The organism is Nonomuraea antri (assembly GCF_013283785.1).
Taxonomy (GTDB): domain Bacteria; phylum Actinomycetota; class Actinomycetes; order Streptosporangiales; family Streptosporangiaceae; genus Nonomuraea; species Nonomuraea antri.
Genome location: NZ_JABCPZ010000055.1, coordinates 23,898 through 50,608, shown reverse-complemented (window position 1 = coordinate 50,608; position 26,711 = coordinate 23,898). Strand labels below are relative to the sequence as shown.

Sequence of the window (26,711 nt, the reverse complement as noted above, 5' to 3'; positions counted from 1 at the left end):
GGGCGTGGCTCGTGGGTCAGCTCCGCGGGCATGACCTCGGCGTGCCACACCTGGATGCGGTCCTCGACCTCGCGTAAGATCCGGCCGATCTCCGTCCGGCCGGACAGCCCGACCGGGGTCTCACCGGTCGGGTCCATCGCGACGACCTCGCCCTTCCACAACGCCGGGATCTCCTCCCTGCGCGGATGCTCCTGCATGACGCCCGCCCGATAGGCGGCGATGAGCTGCTCGGCCCTGGCGTGCACGGCCTCCACGTCCTGGTCGCGCTCCAGCAGCGCGCTCTCCCACTCCTGGGTGAGCTGCTCGATGTGCGCCCGCGCGCGCTGCACGCCGGCGTTGGCCTCCTCGACCAGCACCCGGCGGCGCGCCTCCGCCCGCCGCCGCCTGGCCTCGGCGATGGAGATGAACGGGTCGTCGGACTCGCTCCGCGGCGCGGGGTCGTGGCCGTTCACCGGCGGTTCCGGCCGGGTGTCGGCGCGGCTCAGCTCGCGCAGCACGGTCTCCCTGGCCTCGACGGCCCGGCCGAGCAGCGCCGTCCTGGTCGTGGCCAGCCGCCGGTCCAGCTCGGTGATGCGCTCCCTGGCCCGGGCCCTGACCTCCGTCACGTACGCGGGCTGGAAGTCCGGGTCGGTGAACTCGCCCAGCGGGTGCCGGCGCGCGTCGCGCATGCCCTGCCGATGCGCGTCATCACGCTCAGACAGCGGGTCGCCCCGCTTCAACAGCCGTGACAAGAACGCCATCCGCTCTCCCGGCTCAGGCCGGGCCGGCATCCCGGCCCGGGTGGTCCCTGCGATCCAGACTAATCGCTCACTTCCCGCGAACGCCGCCCTGGCACCGCGCCGCCTAGACTCCGCCGGCATGTACCCGGAAACCGTGCACGGCTGGCCCACCCGGGCCGAACGCGACCCGGATCGCGTCGCACTGCTCTTCCACGGCCGCTTCTGCGTGCCCGCCCGCCCGCTCATCCAGTTCGCCGCCCAGGTGCTGGGCAAGCACGGCTGGACCACCCAGGAGGTCTGGTGGGAGCCCCCGGCGCAGCCCGAGGACGACGACCCCGCCTGGGTGCACGACCAGGTCGGCGCCGCGCTGGCGGCCGAGTCCGCGAGCACGCTGCTCCTGCTGGGCAAGTCGCTGTCGAGCCTGGCCGCGCCGCTGGCCGCCGAGCGCGGGCTGCCCGCGATCTGGCTCACCCCGCTGCTGCACCGTCCGCTGGTGGTGGAGGGGCTGGCCCGGGCCAAGGCGCCCGCGCTGCTCGTCGGCGGCACCGCCGACCCGAGCTGGCGGCCCGGCACGATCCGCGATCTGCCGCTGGAAGTCCTGGAGCTCCCGAACGCCGACCACGGGCTGGGAACCGACGACCCGATCGAGTCCGCCGCCATGCTGCGGCGGGTGACCGCCGCCGTCGACGCCTTCGCCGGCGGCCTGCGGACATAGCGAGGGCCACGTACGAGAACCGTACGTGGCCCTGGCGGGGGAGTGGGCTCAGCCCTTCTCCGCCTCGCCCGTCGCCTGCTCCAGCGCGTCTTCGGGAGAGGCCTCGAGGTCCTGCTCGGCGTCGGCGCCCGCCTGCGCGGAGGCCTTGTCGAGACGCACCCAGCTCGTCACGCTCTCGATCGCGAACAACACGAACAGGTACGCCGTGAGCAGCGCCAGCACCGGCGTCAGCACGTCGAGCGCCGCGCCCGCGCCGATGATGACCAGGCGCAGCTCCCAGCCGAGCCCGGCGTGGAAGACCCAGGCCGGCGGCCAGATGCTCTGCCTGGTGCGGTAGACGGTGTCGTAGGTGTGGTAGCCCACGACGTAGACCAGCACGAACAGCAGCCACTTCGGCGCGCCCGCGGCCAGGCCGAGCACGATGATGGTCAGGAACTCGGTGCCGCGCAGCAGCGGCGGGGTGAGCCAGTCGAAGCGGCCCAGGTGGTCGCGGGGCGCGGTGGGCAGCACCAGCACCAGCATGATCGCCACCGGCAGGAGCAGGATCGGCCCGGAGTCGAGCACGCCCGAGACGGTGAGCCCGATGACGGCCAGGAGCGCGACGAGCGTCGCAGGCACCGGCGGCAGGCCCTTGCCGATCCGGCCGGCCAGGGCGTGCACGAGGGGGCCGTCGTCGCGGTAGGCGAGCAGACGGGCGGTCTGGATGCGGCGGCGTTCCTCGTCGGGATCCGGCGTCGGAGTGGCGGCGGCCTGCGGTTGCGTGATCATACGAGCGACCTCATGAGGCGTCCGGTGAGAGTGTAAGCGGCGGCGACGCTGCCCCAGATCACCAGCGTGAGGAAGGTGATGCGGGCGTCGAAGAGGGCGGCGGTGATCGCGATGGCCGCGAACCGCTCGCCGATGGGGAACACGATCATCTTGCGGGCCCAGTGGACGGCGCGGAACTTGCCGGCCTTCGTCCACATCTTGAGCACGCCGCGCAGGCCCTGGCTGCGCTCGACCCGGCGGCGCTCCAGCGCCTGGCGCAGGTCGCGGTCGGACGGCGCGTCGAGCGGCAACGTCGGCAGCGGGGCCGGCGCCTTGCGCCGGTTGGAGATGCCGAAGGAGAAGTCGAGCAGGTGGCGTACGGACTGCAGGCCGATGGCCGCCAGCGCGAAGATCCAGATGTCGTCGCTGTGGCCGGCCACCACGTAGCCGACCGCCAGACCGGCAAAGACCACGTATTCCTTGAACCGGTCGAACGTCGCGTCGAGCCAGGCGCCGAGCACGCCGAACTTGCGCGCGTAGCGGGCGACCTGCCCGTCGACGCAGTCGAAGACGAACGCGAAGTAGATCAGCACGCCGCCGAGGATCATCCACGGCCGGTCGCCGGTGGCGAAGCAGGCCGCCGCGCCGACGCCGAGCGCGATCGAGATCAGCGTGACCTGGTTGGGCGTGAGCCCCCGCCTGGCCGCCCAGCGGGCGATGAACCTGGAGTAGGTCGAGACGAAGTACGTGGTGAAGAAGCCGTCGGCGCCCTTGACCGCGTTGTCGAGCCTGGCCCGGTCCTCGTTCATGCCGGACATCTCGGTCGCGGCCTCGTTGACCTCTTCCTGGGTGGTGACCCGGCGGTAGAACAGGTCACGGCGGCCCCTGATGCCGACCGACACGCCGTTGCGCACCAGGCCGAACACGATGAGCTGCACCAGGTCGTCGTCGGCGCCGAACAGCGGCGCCAGGGCGGCCAGCTCGCGGCAGGTCTGCGCCAGCATGGGCGCGTTGCGCGCGCTGATGTGCAGCGGGCCGAGCAGTGCGGTGTTGGGCCTGGTCACGGCGTGGGCGGCGGTGCCGACCGAGATGACCCTGGACTTCCCCGCGCGCGAGCGGACCGGCAGCCCTTCGAGTCGGTTGCGCCCGATCTCGGGCTCGGCCTCCTCGATCGGGATCACCTCCTCCTGGGGCTGGGACTCGTCGGTGATCTCAGGTCGGGGCTCCTTGGCGACGAGCGCCAGCGCACCGCGCTTGGCCTTGGTGATCTGGTAGATCAGCTCGTCGTGGACGACCGAGTTCTCCGGGATGATGAAGAGGTTTTCCGTTGCGGACTCCGCGACGTCGGCCAAGGCGCGAAGAGCGGCGGCCACGTCGCCGGAATCGATGGTGGCCGGCCGCGGATCCAGAGAGACGAGCTGGCTGCGCAGCCGTTCGCCCACGGTGGGATTGCCGGGTAGTGCGGCCAGCCTCAGGCCGGTCGGAGAGATGTCGGGGCCGGGCGAAGCGCCCAGCAGGACCACGCGGGTCATGACTCCCTTTCGAGGCGGTTGGTACGGGGGGTTGAACGGCGGGGGGTTGAACAACGGGTAACGCGGGGACAGACGTCAAAGTCTAGTGACGGTTGCGCAAAGTCGCGTCAACAGAGCATGCCCGTAACCGTTCCAGCGTGCGGCCATAAGATGGATGAGTGAGTCTCTACCGTGACGAAGGCGTTGTTCTGCGTACGCAGAAGCTCGGCGAGGCCGACCGCATCGTCACCGTGCTGGCCAAGCGCACCGGCAAGATCAGGGCCGTGGCCAAGGGCGTGCGCCGCACCACCTCGCGCTTCGGCGCGAGGCTGGAGCCGTTCACGCACGTCGACCTGCAGTTGCACACCGGGCGCACGCTCGACGTCGTCACCCAGGCGGAGACCATCAGACCCTATGGAGAGAGCCTGGCCGCCGACTATCCCCGCTACACCGCGGGCAGCGCCATGCTGGAGACGGCCGACCGGTTGACGCACGGCGAGAAGGAGCCGGCGCTGCGGCAGTTCCTGCTGCTGGTGGGCGGGCTGCGCACGCTGGCCGAGGGGGCGCACGAGGCCAGGCTGGTGCTCGACGCCTATTTCCTGCGCTCGCTGGCCGTGGCCGGCTACGCGCCCGCGCTCGACGCCTGCGCCAAGTGCCAGGCACCGGCGGTCAGGGCGTTCGCCATCGTGGCCGGTGGCGCGGTGTGCGGCGGGTGCCGGCCGGCCGGGTCCGCGGTGCCCGCGGCGGAGACGATGGGGCTCATGACCGCGCTGCTGCGCGGCGACTGGGCCAGGGCCGACGCCTCGGAGTCACGCCATCGCAGCGAGTGCAGCGGGCTCGTGGCCGCATATCTGCAATGGCACCTCGAACACGGAATACGCTCTCTCCGACACGTCGAAAGGGAGCCCAGTGAACGTCCGACCCCCGTCTCCGCATCCTTCTGGAGCGACTCCGCCGCCGATCCCGCGTGACCTGGTGCCCAAGCACGTCGCCATCATCATGGACGGCAACGGCCGCTGGGCCAAGACCCGGGGCCTGCCGCGTACCGAGGGGCACAAGGCAGGCGAGTCGTCGCTGTTCGACGTGATCGAGGGCGCGCTGGAGCTGGGCATCCCCTATCTCAGCGCGTACGCGTTCTCCACCGAGAACTGGAAGCGCTCGCCCGACGAGGTGCGCTTCCTCATGGGGTTCAACCGCGACGTCATCAGGCGGCGGCGCGACGAGCTCAACGCCATGGGCGTGCGGGTGCGCTGGGCGGGCAAGCCGGGCCGGCTGTGGAAGAGCGTGATCTCCGAGCTGCAGACGGCCGAGGAGATGACCGTCCGCAACACCAAGCTGACCCTGCAGTTCTGCGTCAACTACGGCGGGCAGGCCGAGATCGTGCAGGCCGCGCTGAAGCTGGCCGACGACATCGCGGCCGGGCGGGTCAAGCCGTCGAAGGTGAACGAGAAGGTCTTCGCCCGCTACCTGGACGAACCGGAGATCCCGGAGGTGGACCTGTTCGTGCGTTCCTCCGGTGAGCAGCGGTTCTCGAACTTCCTGCTCTGGCAGTCGGCGTACGCGGAGATGGTCTTCCTGGACCGGCTGTGGCCCGACTTCGACCGGCGTGACCTGTGGGAGGCGTGCGAGGTCTACGCCAAGCGCGACCGCCGCTACGGCGGCGCCATCCCGAACCAGGTCTGAGCGGTCAGCGGCCGAGGAATTCCGCGACGTCGTGGGCGAAGCGGGGGTGGGTGAACGTGCCCAGGTGGCTCGCGCCCGGGTAGCGGATCAGCCGGCCGTCGCGCACCCCGTCCGCCGTCTCCTCGAACAGCGGCGCCGAGTACGCCAGATCCCGCTCCCCGCCCACCACCAGCGTGGGCGCGGTGATGCCGGACAGCCGCCCGCGCAGGTCGAAGGAGTCCTCGGCGCGGGCGAACCGCAGCATGTCGAGCGGGTCGCGCGGCCGCATCAGCGGATCGATCAGCCACATCAGCGTGCCGAAGAACGCCCGGCTGAGCGGGGTGCGGCCGACCAGGGACGCCTGGTGGTGCACGCCGCGGCGGCCGGCCGCGACGGCCTCGGTGTAGCGGCGCTGCGCCTCCCGGGTGCGGGTGGTGAGCGTGACCGCGGCGCCGGCCACGACCAGCCGCCGCACCACGTCGGGGTGGTCGGCGGCCAGCTGGAGGGCGAGCGAGCCGCCCGAGGACATGCCCAGCACGTCCACCGGCTCGCCGAACCGACCGCGCAGCGCCTCGGCGAGCTGGGCGGCGAGGTCGGCCATGGTGACGCCGTCGGCCAGGCCGGGTGAGCGGCCCACCGCGTGCACGGTGAAATGCCGGGCGAGCGGCCCGACGGCCTTCAGCTCGCTCCTGAGCTCCCAGCCCGACGGGTTGGCGTGGTCGGGCGTGAACCAGCGCAGCACCACCAGGGGCGGGCCTGAGCCGAGCGTGTAGCAGGGCAGGCCGGGCTCGAGCACACCGCTGTGCACGTCCATGCCACCACGCTAACCGACGACCCCGCCGGCCGAGCACGCTCCTGAGCGACCATGCTCCTGACCGGACGGCGCCGCTGACCGACGGTGCCCCTGACCGGCGGGGCTCAGGCGCGGCGGCGGGCCCGGTAGGCGGCCACGTGCATGCGGTTGCCGCAGGTGCGGCTGTCGCAGTAGACGCGCGAGCGGTTGCGCGACTCGTCCACGAACACCCGCTCGCAGTCGGGCGCCGAGCAGGTGCGCAGCCGCTCCCACTCGTCCTCGACCAGCAGGTGCGCCAGCGCAACGCCGCAGTCGGCGGCCAGGTGCTCGGCCAGCGAGGCGTCGGCGGCGTGGTAGTGGACGTGCAGCGGGTGCCCGTCGTGCTCGGTCAGCCTGGGCGTGATGCGGGTCTCGGTGAGCAGCCCGTTCAGCAGCCGCACCGCGGCGGGCTGGTCGGGGGCGGTGAAGACGCGGTGGAAGGCCTCGCGCACCTGGCGGACCTGGCCGAGGTCGCGGGCCGTGAGCGCGCCGACGCCGCTGATCTCGCGCGAGTCCACGAAGGACTGCAGTTCGGCCAGGTCGACCAAGCCGTCGTCGCCGCCGGTCGATGGCGAGGTGTTGACCAACTCGACGACGGTGGCAAGCGAATGCACCATGTCATGGCCAAACGGCATGTTGACTCCTGTCCGGGCCGGTTCTAGCGTGGTCGCAGCGTATCTCTACCTTGGGGGGTCGGGGGTTTCCATGAGTGCACATCGCCGTATCGTGCTGATCGCGATCGCCGGTGCGCTGATCATCTCCACCTCCGGCCCGCTGGTCCGGTTGTCCGGGGTGTCACCGGCGACGTCGGCGTTGTTCCGCTGCGCGTACGCGGTGCCGCCGATGCTGGTGCTGGCCTGGCTGGAGCGGCGCAGGCTGGGCCCGCTGCCGCGCCGGAGCATGCTGCTGGCCTGGGCCGCGGGCCTGACGTTCGCACTCGACCTGCTGTTCTGGCACCACGCCATCGACTACGTGGGCGCCGGACTCGCCACCGTGCTGGGCAACCTGCAGGTGTTCATCGTGGCGTTCGCCGCCTGGGCGGTCTTCCGCGAGCGGCCGTCGAACCAGCTCATGATCGCCACGCCGGTGGTGTTCGCCGGCGTGGTGCTGATCTCCGGGGTGTTCGACAGCGCCGCCTACGGCTCGGACCCGCTGATGGGCGTGCTCGCGGGCGTGGCCACGTCGCTGTCCTACGCCGCGTTCCTGCTGCTGATGAAGGCCGGCTCGGCGCGCAGCGCGGCGCCGCTGGCCCACGCCACGGTGGTGGCCACGCTGGCCATCGCGGCGCTCAGCCCGCTGTTCGGCGGCGCCGACTTCACCCCGTCGTGGCCGGCGCACGGCTGGCTGCTGGTGCTCGCGCTCGGGCCGCAGGTGCTGGGCTGGTCGCTGATCACGTATTCGCTGCCCAGGCAGCCGGCCGCGCTCACCGCGTTGCTCCTGCTGGTGCAGCCCATCACCACGGTCGCGCTGTCGGCCCTGGCGCTGGACGAGCGCCCCTCGCCGCTGCAGTTCGCCGGATGCGCGGTGATCGTCCTCGGCGTGCTCTACGGCTCGCGGCGCACTCAGTCTTTAACTGAGCAGGTCGAGCAGGTGCCGAAGACCTCGACCGTGTGAGTGATCTCGGTGAACCCGTGCTCGCTGCCGACCATCTCGGCCCAGCGCTCGACCGCCGGCCCGGCCACCTCCACGGTGTGACCGCAGCGGCGGCAGACCAGGTGGTGGTGATGGGAGTCGCTGGCGCAGGCACGGTAGACGGACTCGCCGTCGTCGGTGCGGAGCACGTCGACCTTCCCGCCGTCGGCCAGCGACTGCAGCGCCCGGTAGACGGTGGTCAGGCCGATCTTCGCCCCGTGCTGACGCATCTCGGCGTAGACGTCCTGCGCGCTGCGGAAACCCTCGCTCTGGCGGAGGGTGTCGTGCACGGCATCACGCCTCGTCGTCATGCGACCTCCTCGGCCGGTGCTCCCGGCCGTTCGCTCTCGGTGGTTGACCCCTGGATTCTGCCTCGCCGTACGAATTTACCGACACCCAGTGCCAGGACGAAGCCGCACAGCGCGAGAAGCACGATAGCCGCGCCAGGCGGCACCTTGGCCGAGAACGTCGAGGCCAGCAGTCCGCCGACGGAGGCGATCACGCCGAACAGCATGGCCAGCAGCATGGTGGCGCGGAAACCCCGGGTGAGCTGCTGGCTGGTGGCGACCGGGATCACCATCAGCGCGCTGACCAGCAGCAGGCCGACCACGCGCATGGCGATGACCACGGTCAGCGCGGCCGTGACCGCGATCACCAGGCTGAGGAAGCGCACCGGCAGGCCGCTGGCCTTGGCCATCTCCTCGTCCTGGCAGAGCACGAACAGCTCCCTGCCGAAGACCACGACCACCCCGATGACCGCGGCGGCCAGCCCGCCGATGATCCAGATGTCCTGCTCGGTGACGCTGGCGATGGCGCCGAACAGGTAGGAGTTCAGCTTGGCGTTGCTGCCACCGGGCGCGACGGCCATGAGCATCACGCCGCCCGCGATGCCGCCGTAGAACAGCAGCGCGAGCGCCACCTCGCCGCTGGTGCGCCCGCGGGCCCTGACCAGCTCGATGGCCACCGCCCCGGCGATCGACACGGCCACGGCGGTCAGCACCGGCGCGCTGCCGGTCAGGAAGCCCAGCGCGACGCCGGTCAGCGCCACGTGGCCGATGCCGTCGCCGAGCAGCGCGAGCCTGCGCTGCACGATGAACGTGCCCACGGCCGGCGCGCACAGGCCCACCAGCAGCGCCGCGATCAGCGCGAGCTGGAAGAGGTTCTCCTGCAGCAGTTCGAAGATCATCGCGGTTCTCCCTGCCACCCGGTGAGCGGCCCGACCGTCACGCCGGCGGCGCTCTCGGGGGCGTGCGGGTGCACGTGCTCGTGCCCCGGCCTGGCGCACTCGCCCTCGGGCCGAGGGGGTGCGCCGTCGTGCGCGACGCGGCCCTCGCGGATCACCACGCCGCGCGTGATGATCGGCTCCAGCGGGCCCAGCTCGTGTGCCACCAGGACCACCGTCTTGCCGCCGAGCACCAGCTCGGACAGCGTGTCGGCGAGCAGCCGCTGGGTCTCGGCGTCGACGCCGGCGGTGGGTTCGTCCATCACGTACGTGTCGGGATCGCCGGCCAGCGCGCGGGCGATGAGCACCCGCTGCTGCTGGCCGCCCGACAGGGACTGCACCGGGTCGCCCGCCCGGTCGGTCAGCCGTACGGCCTCCAGCGCGCTCGCCACCGCGGCCTTGTCGGCGGAGCTGGTGCGGCGGAACCTGCTCTGCCTGGCGATCCGGCCGGAGGCCACGACCTCGCGGACCGTCGCGGGCACGCCGCCGCCCACCTGGAGCCGCTGCGGCACGTAGCCGATGCGCCACCACTCGCGGAACCTGGCCGGCGGGCTGCCGTAGAGCAGGGTCTGGCCGCCGGACAGCGGGGTGAGCCCGAGCAGCGCGCGGACCAGCGTCGACTTGCCCGAGCCGTTCGCGCCGAGCAGCGCGACGACCTCGCCGGGGCAGATCGTCAGGTCGATGCCGCGCAGGATCGGCTTGCTGTCGAGCGTGACCCGGCCGCCGGTCATCGCGAAGGCCGTTTCGATCATGCCGTACACCTCAGAGCGGTTCGCAGGGTCTGGAGATTCTCCCGCATGGCGGACAGGTAGTCGCCCGACGGCTTGCTCTCCAGCGGGTCGAGCACCGCGGTCTTGGCCCCCACCTCGCTCGCCAGCACTTCGGCGACCTTGGGGCTGACCAGGGCCTCGGTGAAGATCGTGGTGACCTGCTCGGCCTTGGCCAGCTTGGCCACCTCCGACAGGCGGGCCGGGGTCGGCTCGGTCTCGGGGTCGAGCGTGATGCCGATCTGCTTGAGCTTGTACCGGTCGGCCAGGTAGCCGAACGCCTCGTGCGCGGTGACCATGGTCTTGGTCGCGCAGGCGCTCAGCCCCTTGCTGAACTCCTGGTCGAGCGTGCCGAGCGTGGTGGCGGTCGCGGCGGCGCGGTCACGGTAGCCCTGGGCGTGCGCGGGGTCGGCCTCGGCCAGCCGCTCGCCGAGCTTGGTGGCCACGATGGCCAGGCGCGACGGGTCGAGCCACAGGTGCGGGTCGTAGGAGACCTCGTGCTCGTGGGCCTCGTGCTCGGCCTCGGACTCTCCCGCGTGCTCGCCGGCCGGGATGGTGGTGACGGCGGTGGCGGCGTCGAAGCTCTTGTCCTCGGTGACGGCCTCGTCCACGGCGGGCTGCACGCCCTTGATGTAGACGGTCAGCGCGGCCTTGCGCAGCCGGCTCACCTGCTGCACGCCCAGCTCCAGGTCGTGCGGCTCGACGCCGGGCGCGGTCAGCACGGTGACCTGGGCGTCCTGGCCGCCGACCTGCTCGCTCAGCCACTGCAGGGGGTAGAAGGCGGCCACCACGTCAGGCTTGCCGCTCGCGTTCGTCTCGGCCGTGCCCGACCCGCAGGCGGCGGTCGCGAGCAGGAGGGCGGCGCCGGCCAGCAGTCCGACGGAACGTGGGCGGGAATGTCCTGACATCATGTGAGTCAGTATGGCGCAAAATGAAAACGGTTGTCAAAATCGCGGCAAGAGATGCCGTACGGCGGCTGGGGGCCAGGCGACGCCGGACGGCACCCCCGCCATCACCCCGGTGGTCGTGCGCCGGCTGAGCCGTCGCCGGCGCCCGGAGCGACGTTCAGCCGCCGCTCGCCCGCGTAGACGTTCATGGACTCCCCCCGCAGGAACCCGATGAGGGTCAGCCCCTCGGCCGCGGCCAGCTCCACCGCCAGCGAGGACGGCGCCGACACCGCGGCCAGCACCGGGATCCCGCCCATCACCGCCTTCTGCACCAGCTCGAACGAGGCCCGCCCGGACACCATCAGCACGCGGGAGCGCAGCGGCAGCCGGCCCTCGCGCAGCGCCCAGCCGAGCAGCTTGTCCACGGCGTTGTGCCGGCCCACGTCCTCGCGCACGCACAGCGGGTCGCCCCCGGCGGTGAACAGGCCGGCCGCGTGCAGCCCGCCGGTCCTGTCGAAGACCCGCTGGGCCGCGCGCAGCCGCCCGGGCAACGCCGTGACGGTCGCGTGCGCCAGCGTGACCTGGTCCTCGTGAGCGCTCCACGGGGCCACGGTGCGCACCGCCTCCAGCGACGCCTTCCCACAGACGCCGCAGGAGGAGGTGGTGTAGAAGTTGCGCGGCTCCGGCCGCGCGACCCCGGGGGCCAGGCGCACGTCCAGCACGTTGTACGTGTTCACCCCGTCGGCCGTGGCGCCCGCGCAGTAGCGGATCGAGGCGATGTCCGCGGGCCTGGTGACCGCGCCCTCGCTCACCAGGAAGCCGGCCGCCAGGTCGAAGTCGTCGCCCGGGGTGCGCATGGTGATCGTCAGCGGGACGCCGTGCACCCTGATCTCCAGCGGCTCCTCGGCGGCCAGCGAGTCGACCCGGCGGGTGCGTGCCGCCTCGTCGATGCGCAGCACCCGGCGCTTGACGGCGACCCTAGACATACCCGTACCCGAAGCGGCCCTTGACGCACAGGTTGCCCTTCGTCACCGGGTTGTCGTGCGGCGAGCTCACCTTGACGATCTTGTTGTCCTGCACGTGCAGGGTCAGGTTGCAGCCGACCCCGCAGTAGCTGCAGATCGTCGTGGTCTCGCTCTGCCGCGACTCGTCCCAGGTGCCGGCGGCCCGCATGTCGAACTCGCTCTTGAACGACAGCGCGCCCGTCGGGCACACCTCCACGCAGTTGCCGCAGTACACGCAGGCCGAGTCGGTCAGCGGGGCGTCGAACTCGGTGGAGATCGTGGCGTCGAAGCCGCGGCCGGCCACCGAGATCGCGAAGGTGTTCTGCCACTGGTCGCCGCAGGCGTCCACGCACTTGTAGCACAGGATGCATTTGCTGTAGTCGCGGACGTAGAGGTCGTTGTCCACCTTGGCGGGCTGCTCGACGGTGGCCGCGTCGGGGCCGAACCTGGCCGGCTCGGCCGCGTACTCGGCGATCCACTCCGCCGCCCCGGGCGTGGTGGACAGGTCGGCGGACGAGCCGAGCAGTTCCAGCACCACCTTGCGGCTCCGCCTGACCCGTTCGGTGCCGGTGGCCACGTTCATGCCCGGCTCGACCCGGCGCGAGCAGGCCGGGGCCAGCGTCCTGGCGCCCTCGACCTCGACCACGCACACCCGGCAGGCGTTCTTCGGGGTGAGCGTGTCGCCGTGGCACAGGGTCGGGACGTCGGTGCCCGCGGCGGCGCAGGCGTCCAGGATGGTCGAGCCCTCGGGCACGCGGACGGTCCGGCCGTCGACGTCCACGTCGATGAGCCGCCGGGGCGGCTGGAGCGGGATCATTCGTACACTCCCAGGCGGTCGATGGCGGATTCGACGGCGTTCCACGCGGTCTGGCCCAGGCCGCAGATGGAGGCGTCGCGCATGGTCTGGCCGACCTCGCGCAGCAGCACCAGATCGCGGTGGTCGACCCGGCGCGAGAGCCGGTGCAGCGCCTCCTCCTGCCGGACGGTGCCCACCCGGCAGGGCACGCACTGCCCGCACGACTCGTCGCGGAAGAACTCCGCGATGCGCAGCAGGAGCGCCTTGAGATCCACCGTGTCGTCGATGACGAGCACCACGCCGGAGCCGAGCGTGGCGCCGGCGTCCCTGGTGCCCTCGAAGGTGAGCGGGATGTCCAGATCGGTGACGAACGCCCCGGCCGCGCCGCCGAGCAGCACCGCCCGGGTCGTGCCGGTGGGCACGGCCAGGTCGAGCAGTTCGCGCAGCGTCGCGCCGAAGGTCAGCTCGTAGATCCCCGGCCGCTCGACGTGCCCCGACACGCAGAACAGCTTCGGCTCGGCCTCGCGGTACGCCCGCGCCCCGCGCTCCAGGATCGGCAGCACGTTGACCAGCGTCTCCACGTTGTTCACCACGGTCGGCTTGCCGAACAGGCCCTTCTCCACCGGGAACGGCGGCTTGCTGCGCGGCTCGCCGCGATACCCCTCGATCGAGTTGAAGATCGCGGTCTCCTCGCCGCAGATGTACGCGCCCGCGCCCCGCCGCAGCTCGATGTCGAACGAGAAGCCCTTGCCCAGGATGTCGTCGCCGAGCAGGCCCCTGGCCCTGGCCGTGCCGATGGCGTGCTGGAGACGGCGGACGGCGCGGGGATACTCGCCGCGGACGTAGAGGTAGCCCTTCGGGCAGCCGGTCGCGTAGGCGGCCACGGTCATGGCCTCCACCAGCGCGTACGGGTCGCCCTCCATGATCACCCGGTCCTTGAACGTGCCCGGCTCGCTCTCGTCGGCGTTGCAGACCAGGTAGTGCGGGTGGTCGGGCTGACCGGCGGCGGCTGCCCACTTGCGGCCGGTGGGGAAGGCCGCGCCGCCCCTGCCGACCAGGCCAGACTCCAGCACCTCTCGGATCACGCCGGCCGGGCCCAGCTCGAAGGCCCGGCGCAGCGCGGCGTAGCCGCCGGTGGCCCGGTAGTCGTCCAGGCTGGCCGGGTCGGCCACGCCGACGCGCTTGAGCAGGGTCAGCCCGGGCTGCCCGGCCTGGGGCACGGCCGCCTCGGCCGGGGGCTCGCCGCCGTCCCGCTCGTCGTCCAGGTAGGGGCCGTGGACGTCGGAGCGCGGGGGATCGCCGGCCTCGAGCGCGAGTGCGGCCGGGGCGCGTTCGCACAGGCCCAGGCACGGGCTGGGCTGCCACGACGTGCCCGGCGGGCCGAGCCGTTCCGCCACCAGGCGGCTCACGTCCGCGCCGCCCTTGGCCTGGCAGGCCAGGTCGGTGCAGACGTGCAGCACCCGGGCCGGCCTGGGCGTCATGGAGAACAGCGAGTAGAAGGTGGCCACCCCGTACGCCTCGGCGGGGGCCACGGTCAGCCGGCGGCAGATGTAGTCGAGCGCGCCCTCGCTGATCCAGCCGACCCGGTCGTTGACCGCGTGCAGCGCGGGCAGCAGCAGGTCGCGGGCCGGTTCCGCGCGCACGGCCACCCGCAGGTCGGACGCGCTCCGGGCGCCGCCGTCCCAGGCCGAGGCGGGCGGCCCGAGCAGCGCGTCGACCGCCGCCCGCTCCTCCTCCGACGGCTCCACGCCGCGAAATCGCAGGTCCATGCGCTCACCCGGCCTTGACGAGCTTCTCGACGCGGACGGCGGCCGCCTTGAACTCGGCGGTGCCCGCGATGGGACAGGTGGCCTCGATGGTCAGCGCGTTGGTGTCCACCTCGTCGGGGAAGTGCATGGTCATGAACACCAGCCCGGGCCGCAGCGCGGGATCGATGAACACCGGCGCGACCACCGAGCCGCGCCTGGAGGTGATGCGCACCCGCTCGCCGGCGGCCAGGCCGAGCCGTTCGGCGTCCTCGGGGCAGAGCTCGACGGTCTCGCCGCGACGCAGGGGAGAGGCGAACCCGGACGACTGCACGCCGGTGTTGTAGGAGTCGAGCCTGCGGCCGGTGGTCAGGCGCAGCGGGTAGTCCTCGTCCAGCAGGTCGACCGGCGGCGAGTGGCGCAGCAGCGCGAACGGCGCCGGCGTGCCCCGCTTGACCGGGTCGCTCTCCCACAGCCGCCCGTGCAGGTACGGCGGCTCGATCGCGTCCTCCGACGGGCACGGCCACTGGATGCCCTGCAGTTCGGTCAGCCGCCGGTAGGTCATGCCGGCGTGGGCCGGTGACAGGGCGCGCAGCTCGTCCCAGACCTCCTCGGCGCCGTCGTAGTGCCAGTCGTGGCCGAGCCTGCGGGCGATCTCGCACATGATCCAGATGTCGTCGCGGGCCTCGCCCGGTGGCTCCAGCGCCTTGCGGACCCGCTGCACCCGCCGCTCGCTGTTGGTGAACGTGCCCTCGGCCTCGCACCAGGCGGCGCTGGCCGGCAGCACGACGTCGGCCATCCGCGCGGTCTTGGTCAGGAAGATGTCCTGCACGACCAGGTGGTCGAGCATGGACAGGCGCTTGACGCAGGCCAGCGAGTCGGCCTCGGACTGCACCGGGTTCTCGCCGATCAGGTAGCAGGTGGTGACGTGGCCCTCGGCCATGGCCTCCAGCATCTGGGTGAGGTTCAGCCCGTGGCGGGGCTGGATCGGGGTGTTCCAGGCGCCTTCGAAGCGCCGCCTGATCGCCGGGTCGAGGATGTCCTGGAAGCCGGGCAGGCGGTTGGGGATGGCGCCCATGTCGCCGCCGCCCTGGACGTTGTTCTGGCCGCGCAACGGTGACAGGCCGGAGCCGTAGCGGCCCACGTGGCCGGTCAGCAGGGCCAAATTGATCAGCGCGCGGACGTTGTCGGTGGCGTTGTGGTGCTCGGTGATGCCCAGCGTCCAGCAGAGCTGGGCCCGGTCGGCGCGGGCGTAGGCGTGCGCCAGTTCCCTGATGGCGTGCCCGGGCACGCCGGTGACCTGCTCGGCGGCGGTGAGCGTCCACGGCTCGACCGACTCGCGGAACTCGGCGAAGCCGGTCGTGGCCCGCTCGATGAACGCCTCGTTGTGCAGCCCGGCGTGGATGATCTCGCGGGCCACCGCGTGGGCGAGCGGGATGTCGGTGCCCACGTTCAGCCCGAGCCACAGGTCGGCCCACTGCGCGGTGCCGGTGCGGCGCGGGTCGACGGCGAACATCCTGGCGCCGTTGCGCAGGCCCTTCAGCACGTGCTGGAAGAAGATCGGATGGGCGTTGCGCGCCGCCGAGCCCCACATCACGATCACGTCGGTGTCCTCCACCTCCTGGTAGGAGGAGGTGCCCCCGCCGCTGCCGAACACCGCCGACAGCCCCGCCACGCTGGGCGCGTGGCAGGTGCGGTTGCAGGAGTCCACGTTGTTCGTGCCGATCACCACGCGGGTGAACTTCTGGCCCACGTAGTTCATCTCGTTGGTGGAACGGGCGCACGACAGCATGGCGAAACTGTCGGGACCGTGCCTGGCGACGTTGCGCAGGAAGCCTTCGGCGGCACGGTCGAGCGCTTCCTCCCAGGTCGCCCTGCGCAGCTCGCCGTCCTCACGCACCAGTGGATGGGTCAGACGGTCATAGCTCATGATCCCTCCATTCTGTATACCGTTTACGGTATGCCACGCTAGCTCGCCCTCACAAGGCTCTCGTTGAGCAGGTCGCTCACCGCGTGGATCGCCCGCAGCGTCGGCACCTGCGCGCCGGTCAGGTCGGCCAGCTCGACCACCGCCGCGAGCAGCACGTCGAGCTCCAGCGGCTTGCCCTTCTCCAGGTCCTGCAGCGTGGACGTCTTGTGCTCGCCGGCCTTCTCCGCGCCCCTGAGCCTGCGCTCGATCGAGATGCCGGGATCGCAGCCGACCCGCACGGCCACCTCGACGGTCTCGCGCATCATCGCCCTGACCAGTTCCCTGGTGCCGTCGTGGCGGCAGATGCCGGCCATGGTGGCCCTGGCCAGCGCGCTGATCGGGTTGAAGGCGATGTTGCCCATCAGCTTGATCCAGATGTCGCGGCGCAGGTCGGGCTCCACCGGGCACTTCAGCCCGCCCGCGACGGCCGCCTCGCTGAACTCCCGGCAGCGGCCTGTCACGTCGCCGCTCGGCTCGCCGATGGAGAACCTGGTGCCCTCCAGATGGCGGATCACGCCGGGCCGCTCGATCTCGGTGGCGGCGTACACGACGCAGCCGACGGCCCGCTCCAGCGGCAGCGCGGACGTCACCGCCCCGCCCGGGTCGACGCTCTCGATGCGATGGCCCTCGTAGGGGCCCTTGAGTCCGTGGAAGTACCACCAGGGGATGCCGTTCTGCGCGGCGATGATGCTCGTGGCCTCGTGCAGCAGTGGCTGGATCATGGGGCCGGCCAGGGCGTAGCTGTTCGCCTTGAGGCCCAGGAAGACGTGGTCCACCGGGCCGACCTGGTGCGGGTCGTCGGTGGCGTGGGGGTGGGCGGTGAAGTCGCCCCGTGGGCTGAGCACCATCACACCGGATCCGCGTATCGCGGCCAGGTGCTCGCCCCTCGCGATGAGGTGCACCTCGGCTCCCGCCCGGTGGAGGGCGGCGCCCACGTACGCGCCGATGGCGCCGGCGCCAAGAACAGCGACCTTCATGCTGCGCTCCGTTCTCGCGTCGGATTTGCATTCGGTATACAGTATGGAAAAAATCGGGTCAAGGAGCCGTCGATGACCGTTGTCCGGGACGTGGCGGTGCCGTGGGCCGTCGCGCGCGAGATCGCCGTCGCCGCCGCCCGGCCGCCGGCCGCGGCCCTGGTGCCGCTGTCCGAGGCCGGTGGGTGCCGGCTCGCCGAGCCCCTGCGTGCCCTGGTGGCGGTGCCGGGTGCGGACGTCGCCGCCATGGACGGCTACGCGGTGGCCGGGTCCGGGCCCTGGCGCGTGGCGGGCCGGGTGCTGGCCGGGGGAGCGCCCTTCGGGCGCGCGTTGCGTACGGGCGAATCCGTCGAGATCGCCACCGGGGCTCCGGTGCCCGCCGGGGCGTCGGCGGTGCTGCCGTACGAGCGGGCCGTCCTCGACTCTGGTCTCGACTCCGGCCTGGTCGCCGGGGTCGCCGAACCCGGGCGGCACATCAGGCGGCGCGGCGAGGACGTCGCCGCGGGCGCGGTCGTGCTCGGCGCCGGGGCGGTGGTGACGCCCGCGGTGCTCGGGCTGGCCGCCGCGCTCGGGCACGACGCGCTCGGGGTGCGGCCGAGGCCCCGGGTGTCGGTGCTGGTGACGGGCGACGAGGTGGTGCACGAGGGGGTGCCCGCGCCCGGCCGGGTGCGTGACGCGATCGGGCCGTTCCTGCCGGGCCTGGTGGAGTGGGCGGGCGGCCGCCCGGCCGGCGTCGTCCGTCTCCCCGACGGCGCCGCCGCCCTCCGCGCCGCACTCCAGGCCGCGAGCGACTCCCCGGGCGCCGCCGCCCTCCGCGCCGCACTCCAGGCCGCGAGCGACTCCCCGGGCGGCGCGGCGGCGAGGCGGTGCGACGTGGTCGTGGTGTGCGGGGCCTCGTCGAAGGGGCCGGCCGACCACCTGCGGGCCGTGCTCGCGGACCTGGGCGCCGAGGTGCTGGTCGACGGCGTGGCGGTGCGGCCAGGCCATCCGCAGGCGCTGGCCGGGCTGCCCGGCGGGCCGCTGGTCGTCGGACTGCCCGGCAACCCGTTCGCCGCCTTCTGTGCCGCGATGACGCTGCTCGTTCCGATCCTGGCCCGGCAGGCGGGCAAGGAGCGGCGGCGGGAGACCAGCGCCCTGGCCGGCCGGGTACGCACGCATCCGCACGACACCAGGCTCGTCCCGGTACGCAGGTCCGGGACGGGCGCGATCCCCGTCGGCCACGACCGGCCCGGCTCGCTGTGGGGCGCGGCGCTGGCCGACGCGCTGGCCGTCGTCCCGCCGGGGTGGGCCGGTGAGCAGGTGGAGCTGATCGAGTTGCCCGCGGGGGGCTAGACAGGCCGACGGGCACAGGGTAACCATTGGCCTCATACGGTATGCAGTATGCGGAAGACAGTCCCTTTGGGAAGGTGGCACGAATGTCGGAAACGATCTCTGGCGGTCATCTCGTAGCCAAGGCACTCAAGGCCGAGGGCGTGGACGTGATCTACACGCTCTGCGGCGGCCACATCATCGATATCTACGACGGCTGCGTCGATGAGGGCATCGAGGTCATCGACGTACGCCACGAACAGGTCGCCGCGCACGCCGCCGACGGCCACGCCCGGGTGACCGGCAGGCCAGGCGTGGCGGTGGTCACGGCCGGCCCCGGCACCACCGACGCCGTCACCGGCGTGGCCAACGCCTTCCGCGCGGAGAGCCCGATGTTGCTCATCGGCGGCCAGGGCGCGCTCAGCCAGCACAAGATGGGCTCGCTGCAGGACCTGCCGCACGTCGACATGATGACCCCGATCACCAAGTTCGCCGCGACCGTGCCCAGCACCGAGCGGGTGGCCGACATCGTGTCCATGGCCTTCCGCGAGTGCTACCACGGCGCGCCCGGGCCGTCGTTCCTGGAGATCCCGCGTGACGTGCTCGACGCCAAGATCCCCGTGGAGAAGGCGCGGATCCCGCAGAACTACCGGGCCTCCACCCGCCAGGCCGGCGACCCCGAGGCCGTCGAACGGCTGGCCGACCTGCTGGCGCACGCCGAGAAGCCGTGCGTGCTGCTCGGCAGCCAGGTCTGGACGTGCCGGGCGACCGAGGCGGCCGTCGACTTCGTCAGGGCGCTGAACGTCCCCGCCTACATGAACGGCTCAGGCCGCGGCACGCTCCCGCCGGGCGACCCCCACCACTTCCAGCTCAGCCGCAGGTACGCCTTCACCGAGGCCGACCTGATCATCATCGTCGGCACCCCGTTCGACTTCCGCATGGGCTACGGCAAGCGACTGTCGCCCACCGCGACCGTGGTCCAGATCGACCTCGACTACCGCACCGTCGGCAAGAACCGGGACGTCGACCTGGGCATCGTCGGCGACTGCGGCCTCATCCTGGCCGCCGCCGCGCAGGCCGCCGGCGGCCGGGTCGAGAACGCTGCCGCCAGGCGCAAGGAGTGGCTGGAGGAACTGCGCGCGGTCGAGACCAAGGCGTACGAGAAGCGCCTGCCCCGCCAGCACTCCGACGCCAGTCCGATCGACCCCTACCGCCTGGTCCACGAGATCAACGAGTTCCTCACCGAGGACACGATCTACATCGGCGACGGCGGCGACATCGTCACCTTCTCCGGCCAGGTCGTCCAGCCCAAGTCGCCCGGCCACTGGATGGACCCGGGGCCGCTGGGCACGCTCGGCGTCGGCATGGCGTTCGCGATGGCGGCCAAGCACGCCCGCCGCGACAAGGAGGTCGTCTGCCTGTTCGGCGACGGCGCCTTCAGCCTCACCGGCTGGGACTTCGAGACCATGATCCGCTTCGATCTCCCGTTCATCGGGATCATCGGCAACAACTCGTCCATGAACCAGATCAGGTACGGCCAGGCCGTCAAGTACGGCGAGGACCGCGCCCGCGTCGGCAACACGCTGGGCGACATCCGCTACGGCGACTTCGCCAAGCTGCTCGGCGGGCACGGCGAGGAGGTGCGCGACCCGGCCGAGATCCGTCCGGCCCTGGAGCGGGCCAGGGAGTCGGGCAAGCCCGCGCTGATCAACGTGTGGGTCGATCCCGACGTCTACGCCCCCGGGACCATGAACCAGACCATGTACAAGTAGGCAGGTCCTGACATGAAGGCACTCGAAGGTGTCCGCGTTCTCGACATGACCCACGTGCAGTCCGGCCCGTCGTGCACCCAGGTGCTGGCCTGGCTGGGCGCGGACGTGGTCAAGCTGGAGGCCCCGTCCGGCGACATCACCCGGCAGCAGCTGCGCGACGTGCCGGGCGTCGACAGCCTCTACTTCACGATGCTCAACTGCAACAAGCGCAGCATCACGCTGAACATGAAGAGCGAGCGCGGCAAGGAGATCTTCACCGAGCTGGTGCGCGAGGCCGACGTCCTGGTGGAGAACTTCGGGCCGGGCGCGGTCGACCGCATGGGCTTCACCTGGGAACGGCTCCAGGAGCTCAACCCGCGGCTGATCTACGCCTCGATCAAGGGCTTCGGCCCGGGCAGGTACGCCGGGTTCAAGGCGTACGAGGTGATCGCGCAGGCGATGGGCGGCTCGATGACCACCACCGGGTTCGAGGACGGCCCGCCGCTGGCCACCGGCGCGCAGATCGGCGACTCGGGCACCGGCATCCACGCGGTGGCCGGCATCCTGGCCGCGCTCTACCAGCGCGAGCACTCCGGGCGCGGCCAGCGGGTGCAGGTCGCCATGCAGCACGCCGTGCTCAACCTGTGCCGGGTCAAGCTGCGCGACCAGCAGCGGCTGGCGCACGGGCCGCTGCGCGAGTACCCGAACAAGACCTTCGGCGACGAGGTGCCGCGCTCGGGCAACGCCAGCGGCGGCGGCCAGCCCGGCTGGGCGGTGCGCTGCGCGCCCGGCGGCGCGAACGACTACATCTACGTGATCGTCCAGCCGGTCGGCTGGAAGCCGCTGACGGAGATCATCGGCCGTCCCGAGCTGGCCGGCGACCCGGAGTGGGCGACCCCGGAGGCGCGGCTGCCCAGGCTGGACAAGATGTTCCAGCTCATCGAGGAGTGGAGCATCGGCCACGACAAGTGGACGGTGCTCGACCGCCTCAACGCGGCCGGCATCCCGTGCGGGCCGATCCTGTCGACCAGGGAGCTGGTCGAGGACGAGAGCCTGCGCGCGGAGGGCATCGTAGTCGCGGTCGACCACCCCGAGCGCGGCGAGTTCATGACCGTCGGCAGCCCGCTGCAACTGTCCGACTCGCCGGTGGACGTCACCACGCCGCCGCTGCTCGGCGAGCACAACCAGGAGATCTACGGCGCGCTCGGCGTGAGCGCCGAGGAACTGGCCGAGCTGAAGACGAACGGAGTCGTCTAGTGGTACCGGAAGTGATCGAGAAGGCGCTGGCCGAGGGCCGCACGGCGCTGACCGCCCCGGAGGGGCGCGAGCTGTGCCGGGCGTACGGCATCGCCACCCCCGGCGAGGGCCTGGCCACCTCCGCGGACGAGGCCGCCGAGCTCGCCGCGGAGCTCGGCCTCCCGGTCGTGCTGAAGATCGTCTCGCCGGACATCCTGCACAAGACTGACGCCGGCGGCGTGCTGGTCGGGCTCAGGACCGCCGAAGAGGTCAGGGACGGCTACGCCGCCATCCTGGCCAACGCCCGGGCGCACGACCCGGCCGCCCGCATCGACGGCGTCCAGGTGCAGCAGCTCGTCGGCGGCGGGCACGAGGTGATCGTGGGCGCGGTCACCGACCCGACGTTCGGCAAGGTCGTCGCGTTCGGCCTGGGCGGGGTCCTGGTCGAGGTGCTCAAGGACGTGACCTTCCGTCTTGCCCCGGTTTCGGGGGAAGAGGCACTGGGGATGCTCGACGACATCAGAGCGGCGGACGTGCTCCGCGGCGCCCGTGGTGCGAAGCCGGCCAACCGGGAGGCGCTGGCTCAATTGATCGAACGCGTCAGCACGCTCGTCGCCGACCACCCCGAGATCGTCGAGGTCGACCTCAACCCGGTCTTCGCCGACGCGAACGGCGCGGTCGCCGCCGACGTGCGGATCATCATCGGCGACGCGCCGCCCGAGGTCACCAGGCTGCCCAGGGAGCGGATACTCGAGCAGATGACGCGGATCTTCAAGCCCCGCGCCATCGCGGTGATCGGCGCCTCCGCCGAGACCGGCAAGATCGGCAACTCGGTCATGCGCAACCTCATCAACGGCGGCTACCGGGGCACGATCCACCCGATCAACCCCAAGGCCGACGAGATCATGGGCCTGCCCGCCTACAAGAGCATCTCCGACGTGCCGGGCGACGTGGACGTGGCCGTCTTCGCGATCCCGGCCCAGTTCGTCGCCCCGGCCCTGGAGGAGGCCGGCCGGAAGGGCGTGACCGGCGCCATCATGATCCCCTCCGGCTTCGCCGAGACCGGCAACGTCGAGGGCCAGCGCGAGATCGTGGAGATCGCCCGCAGGCACGGCGTGCGCGTGCTCGGCCCCAACATCTACGGCTACTACTACACGCCGGAAAATCTCTGCGCGACCTTCTGCACGCCGTACGACGTGCGCGGCGGCGTGGCGCTGACCTCGCAGAGCGGCGGCATCGGCATGGCCATCCTAGGCTTCAGCCGCACCACCAAGATGGGCGTGTCCGCCATCGTCGGCGTCGGCAACAAGGCCGACGTGGACGAGGACGACCTGCTCACCTTCTTCGAGCAGGACGAGCACACCCGCGCGGTGGCCATGCACCTGGAGGACCTCAAGGACGGCCGCGGCTTCGTCGCGGCGGCCCGCCGGGTGGTCAGGGAGAAGCCGGTCATCGTGCTCAAGGCCGGGCGCACCGCCATGGGCGCGCGGGCGGCCGGCTCGCACACCGGGGCGCTGGCCGGCGACGACAAGGTGTACGACGACATCCTGCGCCAGGCCGGCGTGGTACGCGCGCCCGGGCTCAACGACATGCTGGAGTACGCCCGCGCGCTGCCGCTGCTGCCCACGCCGCGGGGCGAGAACGTGGTGATCATCACCGGGGCCGGCGGCTCCGGCGTGCTGCTGTCGGACGCCTGCGTGGACGCCGGTCTCACGCTCATGGACATCCCGCCCGACCTCGACGCGGCCTTCCGCGCCTACATCCCGCCGTTCGGCGCGGCCGGCAACCCGATCGACATCACCGGCGGAGAGCCGCCGTCGACGTACGAGAACACGGTCAGGCTGGGCCTGTCGGACGACCGGGTGCACGCGCTCGTCCTGGGCTACTGGCACACGATCGTGACGCCGCCGATGGTCTTCGCCGAGCTGATCGCCCGGGTGGTCGCAGAGGAGCGGGACAAGGGCCACGTCAAGCCCGTCGTGGCGTCACTGGCCGGCGACACCGAGGTGGAGGAGGCCTGCGAGTACCTGTTCGAGCACGGAGTGGTCGCGTATCCGTACACGACCGAGAAGCCCGTCGCGGTGCTGGGCGCCAAGTACCGCTGGGCCAGAGCCGCCGGACTGCTCGGCTAAGAGCCGAGCCGAGCAGAGCCAGGCGAGGGGGCGAATCGGGGCAGCGCAGGAGAAGAACCAACCCCCCAGGAGGTCCTTAGGTGGACACATCGAACACACCGGCGACAGCGACGCCGCCGGTCGAGGACGAACGAGTATGGAAAGCGGGCCGGCTGGAGCCGATGCCCATCAGGAAACTCCCCGACGCGCCCCCCTCGGTGCACATTCTGGGACCGACCGTCTTCCTCGTCGCCCTCGGCGTGGGGATGGGCGAGTCGTACATGTGGCCCCGGCTGGTGCTGCTGTTCGGGCCCGAGATCAGGTGGCTGTTCCTGATCGGCGTCACCCTGCAGGCCGTGGTGATGCTGGAGATGGCGCGCTACGCCATGGCCACCGGGGAGAGCATCTTCTCCGGCGCGGCTCGCGTGTTCAAGCCGCTGATGTGGTTCTTCTTCATCGTCGCGATCGCCGTCTACATCTGGCCCGGCCACCTGTCGGCGGGCGCGGCGGCCTTCGAGGAGATCACCGGCATCCCCTGGCTGGTCACGGCCGTGGTCGGCCTGCTGCTGGTCGGCGTCGTCTTCAGCCTGGCCAAGGTGATCTACAACGTTCTGGAGAACGTGCTGTCGCTGCTCATCGGCACCCTCGTGATCGGTACGGCGGTGGTCGCGGCGATGGTGGGTTCGTGGAGCGACGTGGTCAGCACCATCACCGGCATGTTCTCCTTCGGCTACCTGCCGGCCGAGGCCATGTCCGCGGCCTGGTTCCCGGTGATCGTGGGGGCGTGCGCGTTCGCCGGTCCGTCCGGGATGCAGCAGATGTGGTACACGCTGCACCTGCGTGACTCCGGCGCCGGCATGGGCGCGCACATCCCCAAGGTGCGCGGATTACGCCACGCGGGCGAGGAGGAGGCCATGCCCTCGCGCGGGTTCATGTTCGACACCGAGAACCCGGCGGAGATGGCCAAGTGGAAGGGCTGGCGGCGCTGGGTGACGTTCGACGCGCTGCTGCTGTTCTGGGGCATCACCATGCTGGTCACGATCTCCTTCACGGTGATCGCCCAGGCCGCGGTGCGGCAGAACCCGGGCGTGCGCACGGCCATCCAGGGCGACGACCGCGAGGTGGCGCTGAGCGCCATGTCCGACGCCGTCTCCTCGGCGGGCAGCGCCGTGCTCGGCACCATCTTCCTCGGCTTCATCGCGCTGATCGGGCTGAACGCCACGCTCGGGCTGTTCGACTCCTTCTCGCGCGGCCAGGCGGACATGACGTACAACTTCGTGCCGGGGGCGAAGAAGCTGCGCATGTCGCACCTGTACGCGGGCTTCCTGTGGGGCGTCATCGTCTTCGGCATCCTCATCCTGCTGTTCGGCCCCGCTGACGGGCCTTCGGGGATCCTGGACACGCTGGCGTTCCTGTCGACGTTCGCGATGGGCGCGTACTGCGTCACGCTGCTGCTGGTCAACAACCGCATGCTGCCCAAACCGATCAGACCGAGGTGGTGGACCAACCTGATCATCGGGTTCGGCGCCGTCTTCTATCTCGGCATGCTCTTCTACAGCCTGTTCGCCTACGGCGTGGTCGTGGGCTGATGATCGCACGGCACCGTCTCGAACTCGCCCTGCCAGGGGCGTCGATCGGAGCCGCGGCCGGTGCCATGGCCGGTGGGCTGACCCTGCTCGCGGGGCGGCCCACCGGCGTGGCGGCGCTGTCGGCGCTGCTGCTCGCCGCGCCGCTCGCCCTCGCCGGCGGGCTGTACGGCGTCCTGCTCGGGCGGGTCTTCCGCCCGGGCACCTTCGGACCGGCCGGCCTGTACTGGATGGCCGCCTTCCCGCCGGCCAGGCTGCTGCAGGAGAGCGTGACCGGGCTCGGCATGTCCGACGGGGTGCCCGCGTTCCTGCTCTACCAGGCCATGGTGGCGCTGGGCTTCGCGATCGGCTTCGTCTGGACGCACGAACGGCTCATGCCGCACTGGCTGCTGCGCCGCGCCGGGCACAACCCGTACGCGGCCGAACTGCTCGACCTCTACCTCCGGTACGCCGCCACGGTACGCGGCAGGACGGGGCCGCGCGGCGGGAAGGCGGTGCGTGGCAGGACGAGGGCGCGGGGCGGGAAGGGGGCCGGGTGATGAACCTGGCCGCCTGGGTCTGGCCGGCCACCATCGGCGGATTCGCCCTCGTCCTGGCACTCGACTTCTACCTGGTCGCCCGCAACCCGCGGCAGCCCTCGTTCAAGGAGTGCGTGGGCTGGGTGTCGTTCTACGTGGGCCTGGCCGTCGTCTTCGGCGTCGTGCTGCTGGCGGCGTCCGGGCCCGGGCACGGCGGGGAGTTCTTCGCCGGCTGGATCACCGAGTACTCGCTCAGCGTCGACAACCTCTTCGTGTTCCTGCTGATCATGAGCAGGTTCCGGGTGCCCCGCGAATACCGGCAGAAGGTGCTGCTCATCGGCATCGTGCTGGCCCTGCTGATGCGCGGCGCGTTCATCGCGGCCGGGGCGGAGGCGGTGACCAGGTTCGACTGGCTCTTCTACGTGTTCGGCGCGTTCCTCGTCTACACCGCGTGGAAGCTGATCGGGCACGAGGAGGAGGAGGAGGCCGGGTTCTCGGAGAACCTGGCGCTGCGCGCGGTGCGCTGGGTGCTGCCGACCACCGACACCTACCACGGAGCCAGGCTCACCGTGCATCACGGCCGCAGGATGGTCACCCCGATGCTGATCGTCATGGTCGCCATCGGGACCACCGACCTGCTGTTCGCGCTGGACTCGATCCCGGCCGTCTTCGGGCTGACCAAGGAGCCGTACCTGGTCTTCTGCGCCAACGCCTTCGCCCTGATGGGGCTGCGGCAGCTGTTCTTCCTCATCGGCGGGCTGCTGGACCGGCTGGTCTACCTCTCGAAGGGGCTGTCGGTGGTGCTGGCGTTCATCGGGGTGAAGCTCGTCATGGAGGCACTGCATCACGACGGGGTGTCGTGGGCGCCGGAGATCCCGATCGTGGTCTCGCTCGGCGTCATCGTCGGGACGCTGGCCGTGACGACCGTGCTCAGCCTGCTCAAGTCGGCCCGCGACGCCAAGGCCGCGGATCGGGCGGAAGGGAGGGAGTCCGCCCGGATCGAGGGGTGAGGGTGGAAC

At 71.6% G+C, this 26,711-nt stretch carries 25 protein-coding genes; 11 read left to right on the top strand and 14 right to left on the bottom strand.

From position 1 onward, the window contains the following. Positions 1-740: hypothetical protein (locus tag HII36_RS20000; RefSeq protein WP_173524741.1), on the bottom strand; the 740-nt coding region annotated here is incomplete at its 3' end. A gap of 118 nt (positions 741-858) precedes the next feature. Here HII36_RS20000 and HII36_RS19995 point away from each other — a divergent pair. Continuing rightward, positions 859-1,434 carry an alpha/beta hydrolase gene (locus HII36_RS19995; RefSeq protein WP_173524740.1) on the top strand — a complete coding sequence of 192 codons (576 nt, stop codon included), beginning with the start codon at positions 859-861 and terminating at the stop codon, positions 1,432-1,434. A 48-nt stretch (positions 1,435-1,482) separates the two neighbouring features. On the opposite strand, the gene HII36_RS57930 is transcribed toward HII36_RS19995, so the two are convergent. Continuing rightward, complete coding sequence (locus HII36_RS57930; RefSeq protein ID WP_173524739.1) at positions 1,483-2,202, bottom strand: DUF5941 domain-containing protein; 720 nt, start codon at positions 2,200-2,202, stop codon at positions 1,483-1,485. Continuing rightward, the gene (locus HII36_RS57925) at positions 2,199-3,713 is read right to left on the bottom strand and encodes a CDP-alcohol phosphatidyltransferase family protein (protein WP_173524738.1); all 1,515 of its coding nucleotides are present in this window, start codon (positions 3,711-3,713) and stop codon (positions 2,199-2,201) included. The genes HII36_RS57930 and HII36_RS57925 overlap by 4 nt, the downstream gene beginning before the upstream one ends. Positions 3,714-3,871: 158 nt before the next feature. On the opposite strand from HII36_RS57925, the gene recO reads away from it, so the two are divergent. Next, a complete protein-coding gene (recO, locus tag HII36_RS19980) occupies positions 3,872-4,663 on the top strand; it encodes a DNA repair protein RecO (RefSeq protein WP_173524737.1) in 792 nt (263 codons plus the stop codon). Next, positions 4,602-5,375, top strand: a complete 774-nt coding sequence (locus HII36_RS19975; protein WP_173524736.1) for an isoprenyl transferase — start codon at positions 4,602-4,604, stop codon at positions 5,373-5,375. The genes recO and HII36_RS19975 overlap by 62 nt, the downstream gene beginning before the upstream one ends. Positions 5,376-5,379: 4 nt before the next feature. Here HII36_RS19975 and HII36_RS19970 read toward each other — a convergent pair whose 3' ends face one another. After that, positions 5,380-6,168 carry an alpha/beta fold hydrolase gene (locus HII36_RS19970; protein WP_173524735.1) on the bottom strand — a complete coding sequence of 263 codons (789 nt, stop codon included), beginning with the start codon at positions 6,166-6,168 and terminating at the stop codon, positions 5,380-5,382. 104 nt (positions 6,169-6,272) lie between these two features. Beyond that, positions 6,273-6,821: a CGNR zinc finger domain-containing protein gene (locus tag HII36_RS19965; protein WP_173524734.1), complete on the bottom strand. Its 549-nt coding sequence runs from the start codon at positions 6,819-6,821 to the stop codon at positions 6,273-6,275. A 70-nt stretch (positions 6,822-6,891) separates the two neighbouring features. On the opposite strand from HII36_RS19965, the gene HII36_RS19960 reads away from it, so the two are divergent. Beyond that, positions 6,892-7,800, top strand: a complete 909-nt coding sequence (locus HII36_RS19960) for a DMT family transporter (RefSeq protein WP_173524733.1) — start codon at positions 6,892-6,894, stop codon at positions 7,798-7,800. Here the strand turns inward: HII36_RS19960 and HII36_RS19955 are convergent. The 9 genes from HII36_RS19955 to HII36_RS19915 form a co-directional block, all read right to left on the bottom strand. Then, complete coding sequence (locus HII36_RS19955; protein WP_173524732.1) at positions 7,749-8,129, bottom strand: Fur family transcriptional regulator; 381 nt, start codon at positions 8,127-8,129, stop codon at positions 7,749-7,751. The two genes, HII36_RS19960 and HII36_RS19955, sit on opposite strands and share 52 nt — an antisense overlap. Further along, entirely contained in the window at positions 8,126-9,001 is an 876-nt protein-coding gene (locus HII36_RS19950; protein WP_407940816.1) for a metal ABC transporter permease, read from the bottom strand. Before HII36_RS19950 ends, HII36_RS19955 begins: the two co-directional genes overlap by 4 nt. Further along, positions 9,001-9,792: a metal ABC transporter ATP-binding protein gene (locus tag HII36_RS19945; protein ID WP_173524730.1), complete on the bottom strand. Its 792-nt coding sequence runs from the start codon at positions 9,790-9,792 to the stop codon at positions 9,001-9,003. The genes HII36_RS19950 and HII36_RS19945 overlap by 1 nt, the downstream gene beginning before the upstream one ends. Further along, a complete protein-coding gene (locus tag HII36_RS19940) occupies positions 9,789-10,718 on the bottom strand; it encodes a metal ABC transporter substrate-binding protein (protein WP_217369705.1) in 930 nt (309 codons plus the stop codon). Before HII36_RS19940 ends, HII36_RS19945 begins: the two co-directional genes overlap by 4 nt. A 101-nt stretch (positions 10,719-10,819) precedes the next feature. Further along, positions 10,820-11,680, bottom strand: coding sequence for a formate dehydrogenase accessory sulfurtransferase FdhD (gene fdhD / locus HII36_RS19935; protein WP_173524729.1), 861 nt, complete (start codon positions 11,678-11,680; stop codon positions 10,820-10,822). Beyond that, positions 11,673-12,515: a 2Fe-2S iron-sulfur cluster-binding protein gene (locus tag HII36_RS19930; RefSeq protein WP_173524728.1), complete on the bottom strand. Its 843-nt coding sequence runs from the start codon at positions 12,513-12,515 to the stop codon at positions 11,673-11,675. The genes fdhD and HII36_RS19930 overlap by 8 nt, the downstream gene beginning before the upstream one ends. Next, positions 12,512-14,263: an NAD(P)H-dependent oxidoreductase subunit E gene (locus HII36_RS19925; RefSeq protein ID WP_173524727.1), complete on the bottom strand. Its 1,752-nt coding sequence runs from the start codon at positions 14,261-14,263 to the stop codon at positions 12,512-12,514. The genes HII36_RS19930 and HII36_RS19925 overlap by 4 nt, the downstream gene beginning before the upstream one ends. Positions 14,264-14,267: 4 nt before the next feature. Further along, entirely contained in the window at positions 14,268-16,169 is a 1,902-nt protein-coding gene (locus HII36_RS19920; protein WP_173524726.1) for a molybdopterin oxidoreductase family protein, read from the bottom strand. A 38-nt stretch (positions 16,170-16,207) separates the two neighbouring features. Next, complete coding sequence (locus HII36_RS19915) at positions 16,208-17,185, bottom strand: 2-dehydropantoate 2-reductase (protein ID WP_173524725.1); 978 nt, start codon at positions 17,183-17,185, stop codon at positions 16,208-16,210. 72 nt (positions 17,186-17,257) lie between these two features. On the opposite strand from HII36_RS19915, the gene HII36_RS19910 reads away from it, so the two are divergent. The 7 genes from HII36_RS19910 (at position 17,258) to HII36_RS19880 (ending at position 26,702) form a co-directional block, all read left to right on the top strand. After that, positions 17,258-18,514: a molybdopterin molybdotransferase MoeA gene (locus HII36_RS19910; RefSeq protein WP_173524724.1), complete on the top strand. Its 1,257-nt coding sequence runs from the start codon at positions 17,258-17,260 to the stop codon at positions 18,512-18,514. Between the two features lie 83 nt (positions 18,515-18,597). Continuing rightward, positions 18,598-20,262: a thiamine pyrophosphate-binding protein gene (locus tag HII36_RS19905; protein WP_173524723.1), complete on the top strand. Its 1,665-nt coding sequence runs from the start codon at positions 18,598-18,600 to the stop codon at positions 20,260-20,262. Positions 20,263-20,274: 12 nt separating this feature from the next. Beyond that, positions 20,275-21,498 (top strand): formyl-CoA transferase, encoded by a 1,224-nt coding sequence (gene frc / locus HII36_RS19900; protein ID WP_173524722.1) that lies wholly within the window; start codon positions 20,275-20,277, stop codon positions 21,496-21,498. Positions 21,499-21,509: 11 nt separating this feature from the next. After that, the gene (locus HII36_RS19895) at positions 21,510-23,609 is read left to right on the top strand and encodes an acetate--CoA ligase family protein (protein WP_328807791.1); all 2,100 of its coding nucleotides are present in this window, start codon (positions 21,510-21,512) and stop codon (positions 23,607-23,609) included. Positions 23,610-23,689: 80 nt separating this feature from the next. Further along, on the top strand, positions 23,690-25,177 hold the full coding sequence (locus HII36_RS19890) for an Nramp family divalent metal transporter (protein WP_328807790.1): 1,488 nt from the start codon (positions 23,690-23,692) through the stop codon (positions 25,175-25,177). Further along, positions 25,177-25,713: a hypothetical protein gene (locus tag HII36_RS19885; protein ID WP_173524720.1), complete on the top strand. Its 537-nt coding sequence runs from the start codon at positions 25,177-25,179 to the stop codon at positions 25,711-25,713. Before HII36_RS19890 ends, HII36_RS19885 begins: the two co-directional genes overlap by 1 nt. Next, entirely contained in the window at positions 25,713-26,702 is a 990-nt protein-coding gene (locus tag HII36_RS19880) for a TerC family protein (protein ID WP_173524719.1), read from the top strand. Before HII36_RS19885 ends, HII36_RS19880 begins: the two co-directional genes overlap by 1 nt. The last annotated feature ends 9 nt before the right edge of the window (positions 26,703-26,711 follow it).

Bases quoted from the DNA above. Each gene is read 5' to 3' on its own strand.
- HII36_RS19995 (WP_173524740.1), top strand. From the start codon at position 859: ATGTACCCGGAAACCGTGCACGGCTGGCCCACCCGGGCCGAACGCGAC.
- HII36_RS57930 (WP_173524739.1), bottom strand. From the start codon at position 2,202: ATGATCACGCAACCGCAGGCCGCCGCCACTCCGACGCCGGATCCCGAC.
- HII36_RS57925 (WP_173524738.1), bottom strand. From the start codon at position 3,713: ATGACCCGCGTGGTCCTGCTGGGCGCTTCGCCCGGCCCCGACATCTCT.
- HII36_RS19970 (WP_173524735.1), bottom strand. From the start codon at position 6,168: ATGGACGTGCACAGCGGTGTGCTCGAGCCCGGCCTGCCCTGCTACACG.
- HII36_RS19965 (WP_173524734.1), bottom strand. From the start codon at position 6,821: ATGCCGTTTGGCCATGACATGGTGCATTCGCTTGCCACCGTCGTCGAG.
- HII36_RS19960 (WP_173524733.1), top strand. From the start codon at position 6,892: ATGAGTGCACATCGCCGTATCGTGCTGATCGCGATCGCCGGTGCGCTG.
- HII36_RS19955 (WP_173524732.1), bottom strand. From the start codon at position 8,129: ATGACGACGAGGCGTGATGCCGTGCACGACACCCTCCGCCAGAGCGAG.
- HII36_RS19945 (WP_173524730.1), bottom strand. From the start codon at position 9,792: ATGATCGAAACGGCCTTCGCGATGACCGGCGGCCGGGTCACGCTCGAC.
- HII36_RS19940 (WP_217369705.1), bottom strand. From the start codon at position 10,718: ATGATGTCAGGACATTCCCGCCCACGTTCCGTCGGACTGCTGGCCGGC.
- fdhD (WP_173524729.1), bottom strand. From the start codon at position 11,680: ATGTCTAGGGTCGCCGTCAAGCGCCGGGTGCTGCGCATCGACGAGGCG.
- HII36_RS19930 (WP_173524728.1), bottom strand. From the start codon at position 12,515: ATGATCCCGCTCCAGCCGCCCCGGCGGCTCATCGACGTGGACGTCGAC.
- HII36_RS19925 (WP_173524727.1), bottom strand. From the start codon at position 14,263: ATGGACCTGCGATTTCGCGGCGTGGAGCCGTCGGAGGAGGAGCGGGCG.
- HII36_RS19920 (WP_173524726.1), bottom strand. From the start codon at position 16,169: ATGAGCTATGACCGTCTGACCCATCCACTGGTGCGTGAGGACGGCGAG.
- HII36_RS19915 (WP_173524725.1), bottom strand. From the start codon at position 17,185: ATGAAGGTCGCTGTTCTTGGCGCCGGCGCCATCGGCGCGTACGTGGGC.
- HII36_RS19910 (WP_173524724.1), top strand. From the start codon at position 17,258: ATGACCGTTGTCCGGGACGTGGCGGTGCCGTGGGCCGTCGCGCGCGAG.
- HII36_RS19905 (WP_173524723.1), top strand. From the start codon at position 18,598: ATGTCGGAAACGATCTCTGGCGGTCATCTCGTAGCCAAGGCACTCAAG.
- frc (WP_173524722.1), top strand. From the start codon at position 20,275: ATGAAGGCACTCGAAGGTGTCCGCGTTCTCGACATGACCCACGTGCAG.
- HII36_RS19885 (WP_173524720.1), top strand. From the start codon at position 25,177: ATGATCGCACGGCACCGTCTCGAACTCGCCCTGCCAGGGGCGTCGATC.
- HII36_RS19880 (WP_173524719.1), top strand. From the start codon at position 25,713: ATGAACCTGGCCGCCTGGGTCTGGCCGGCCACCATCGGCGGATTCGCC.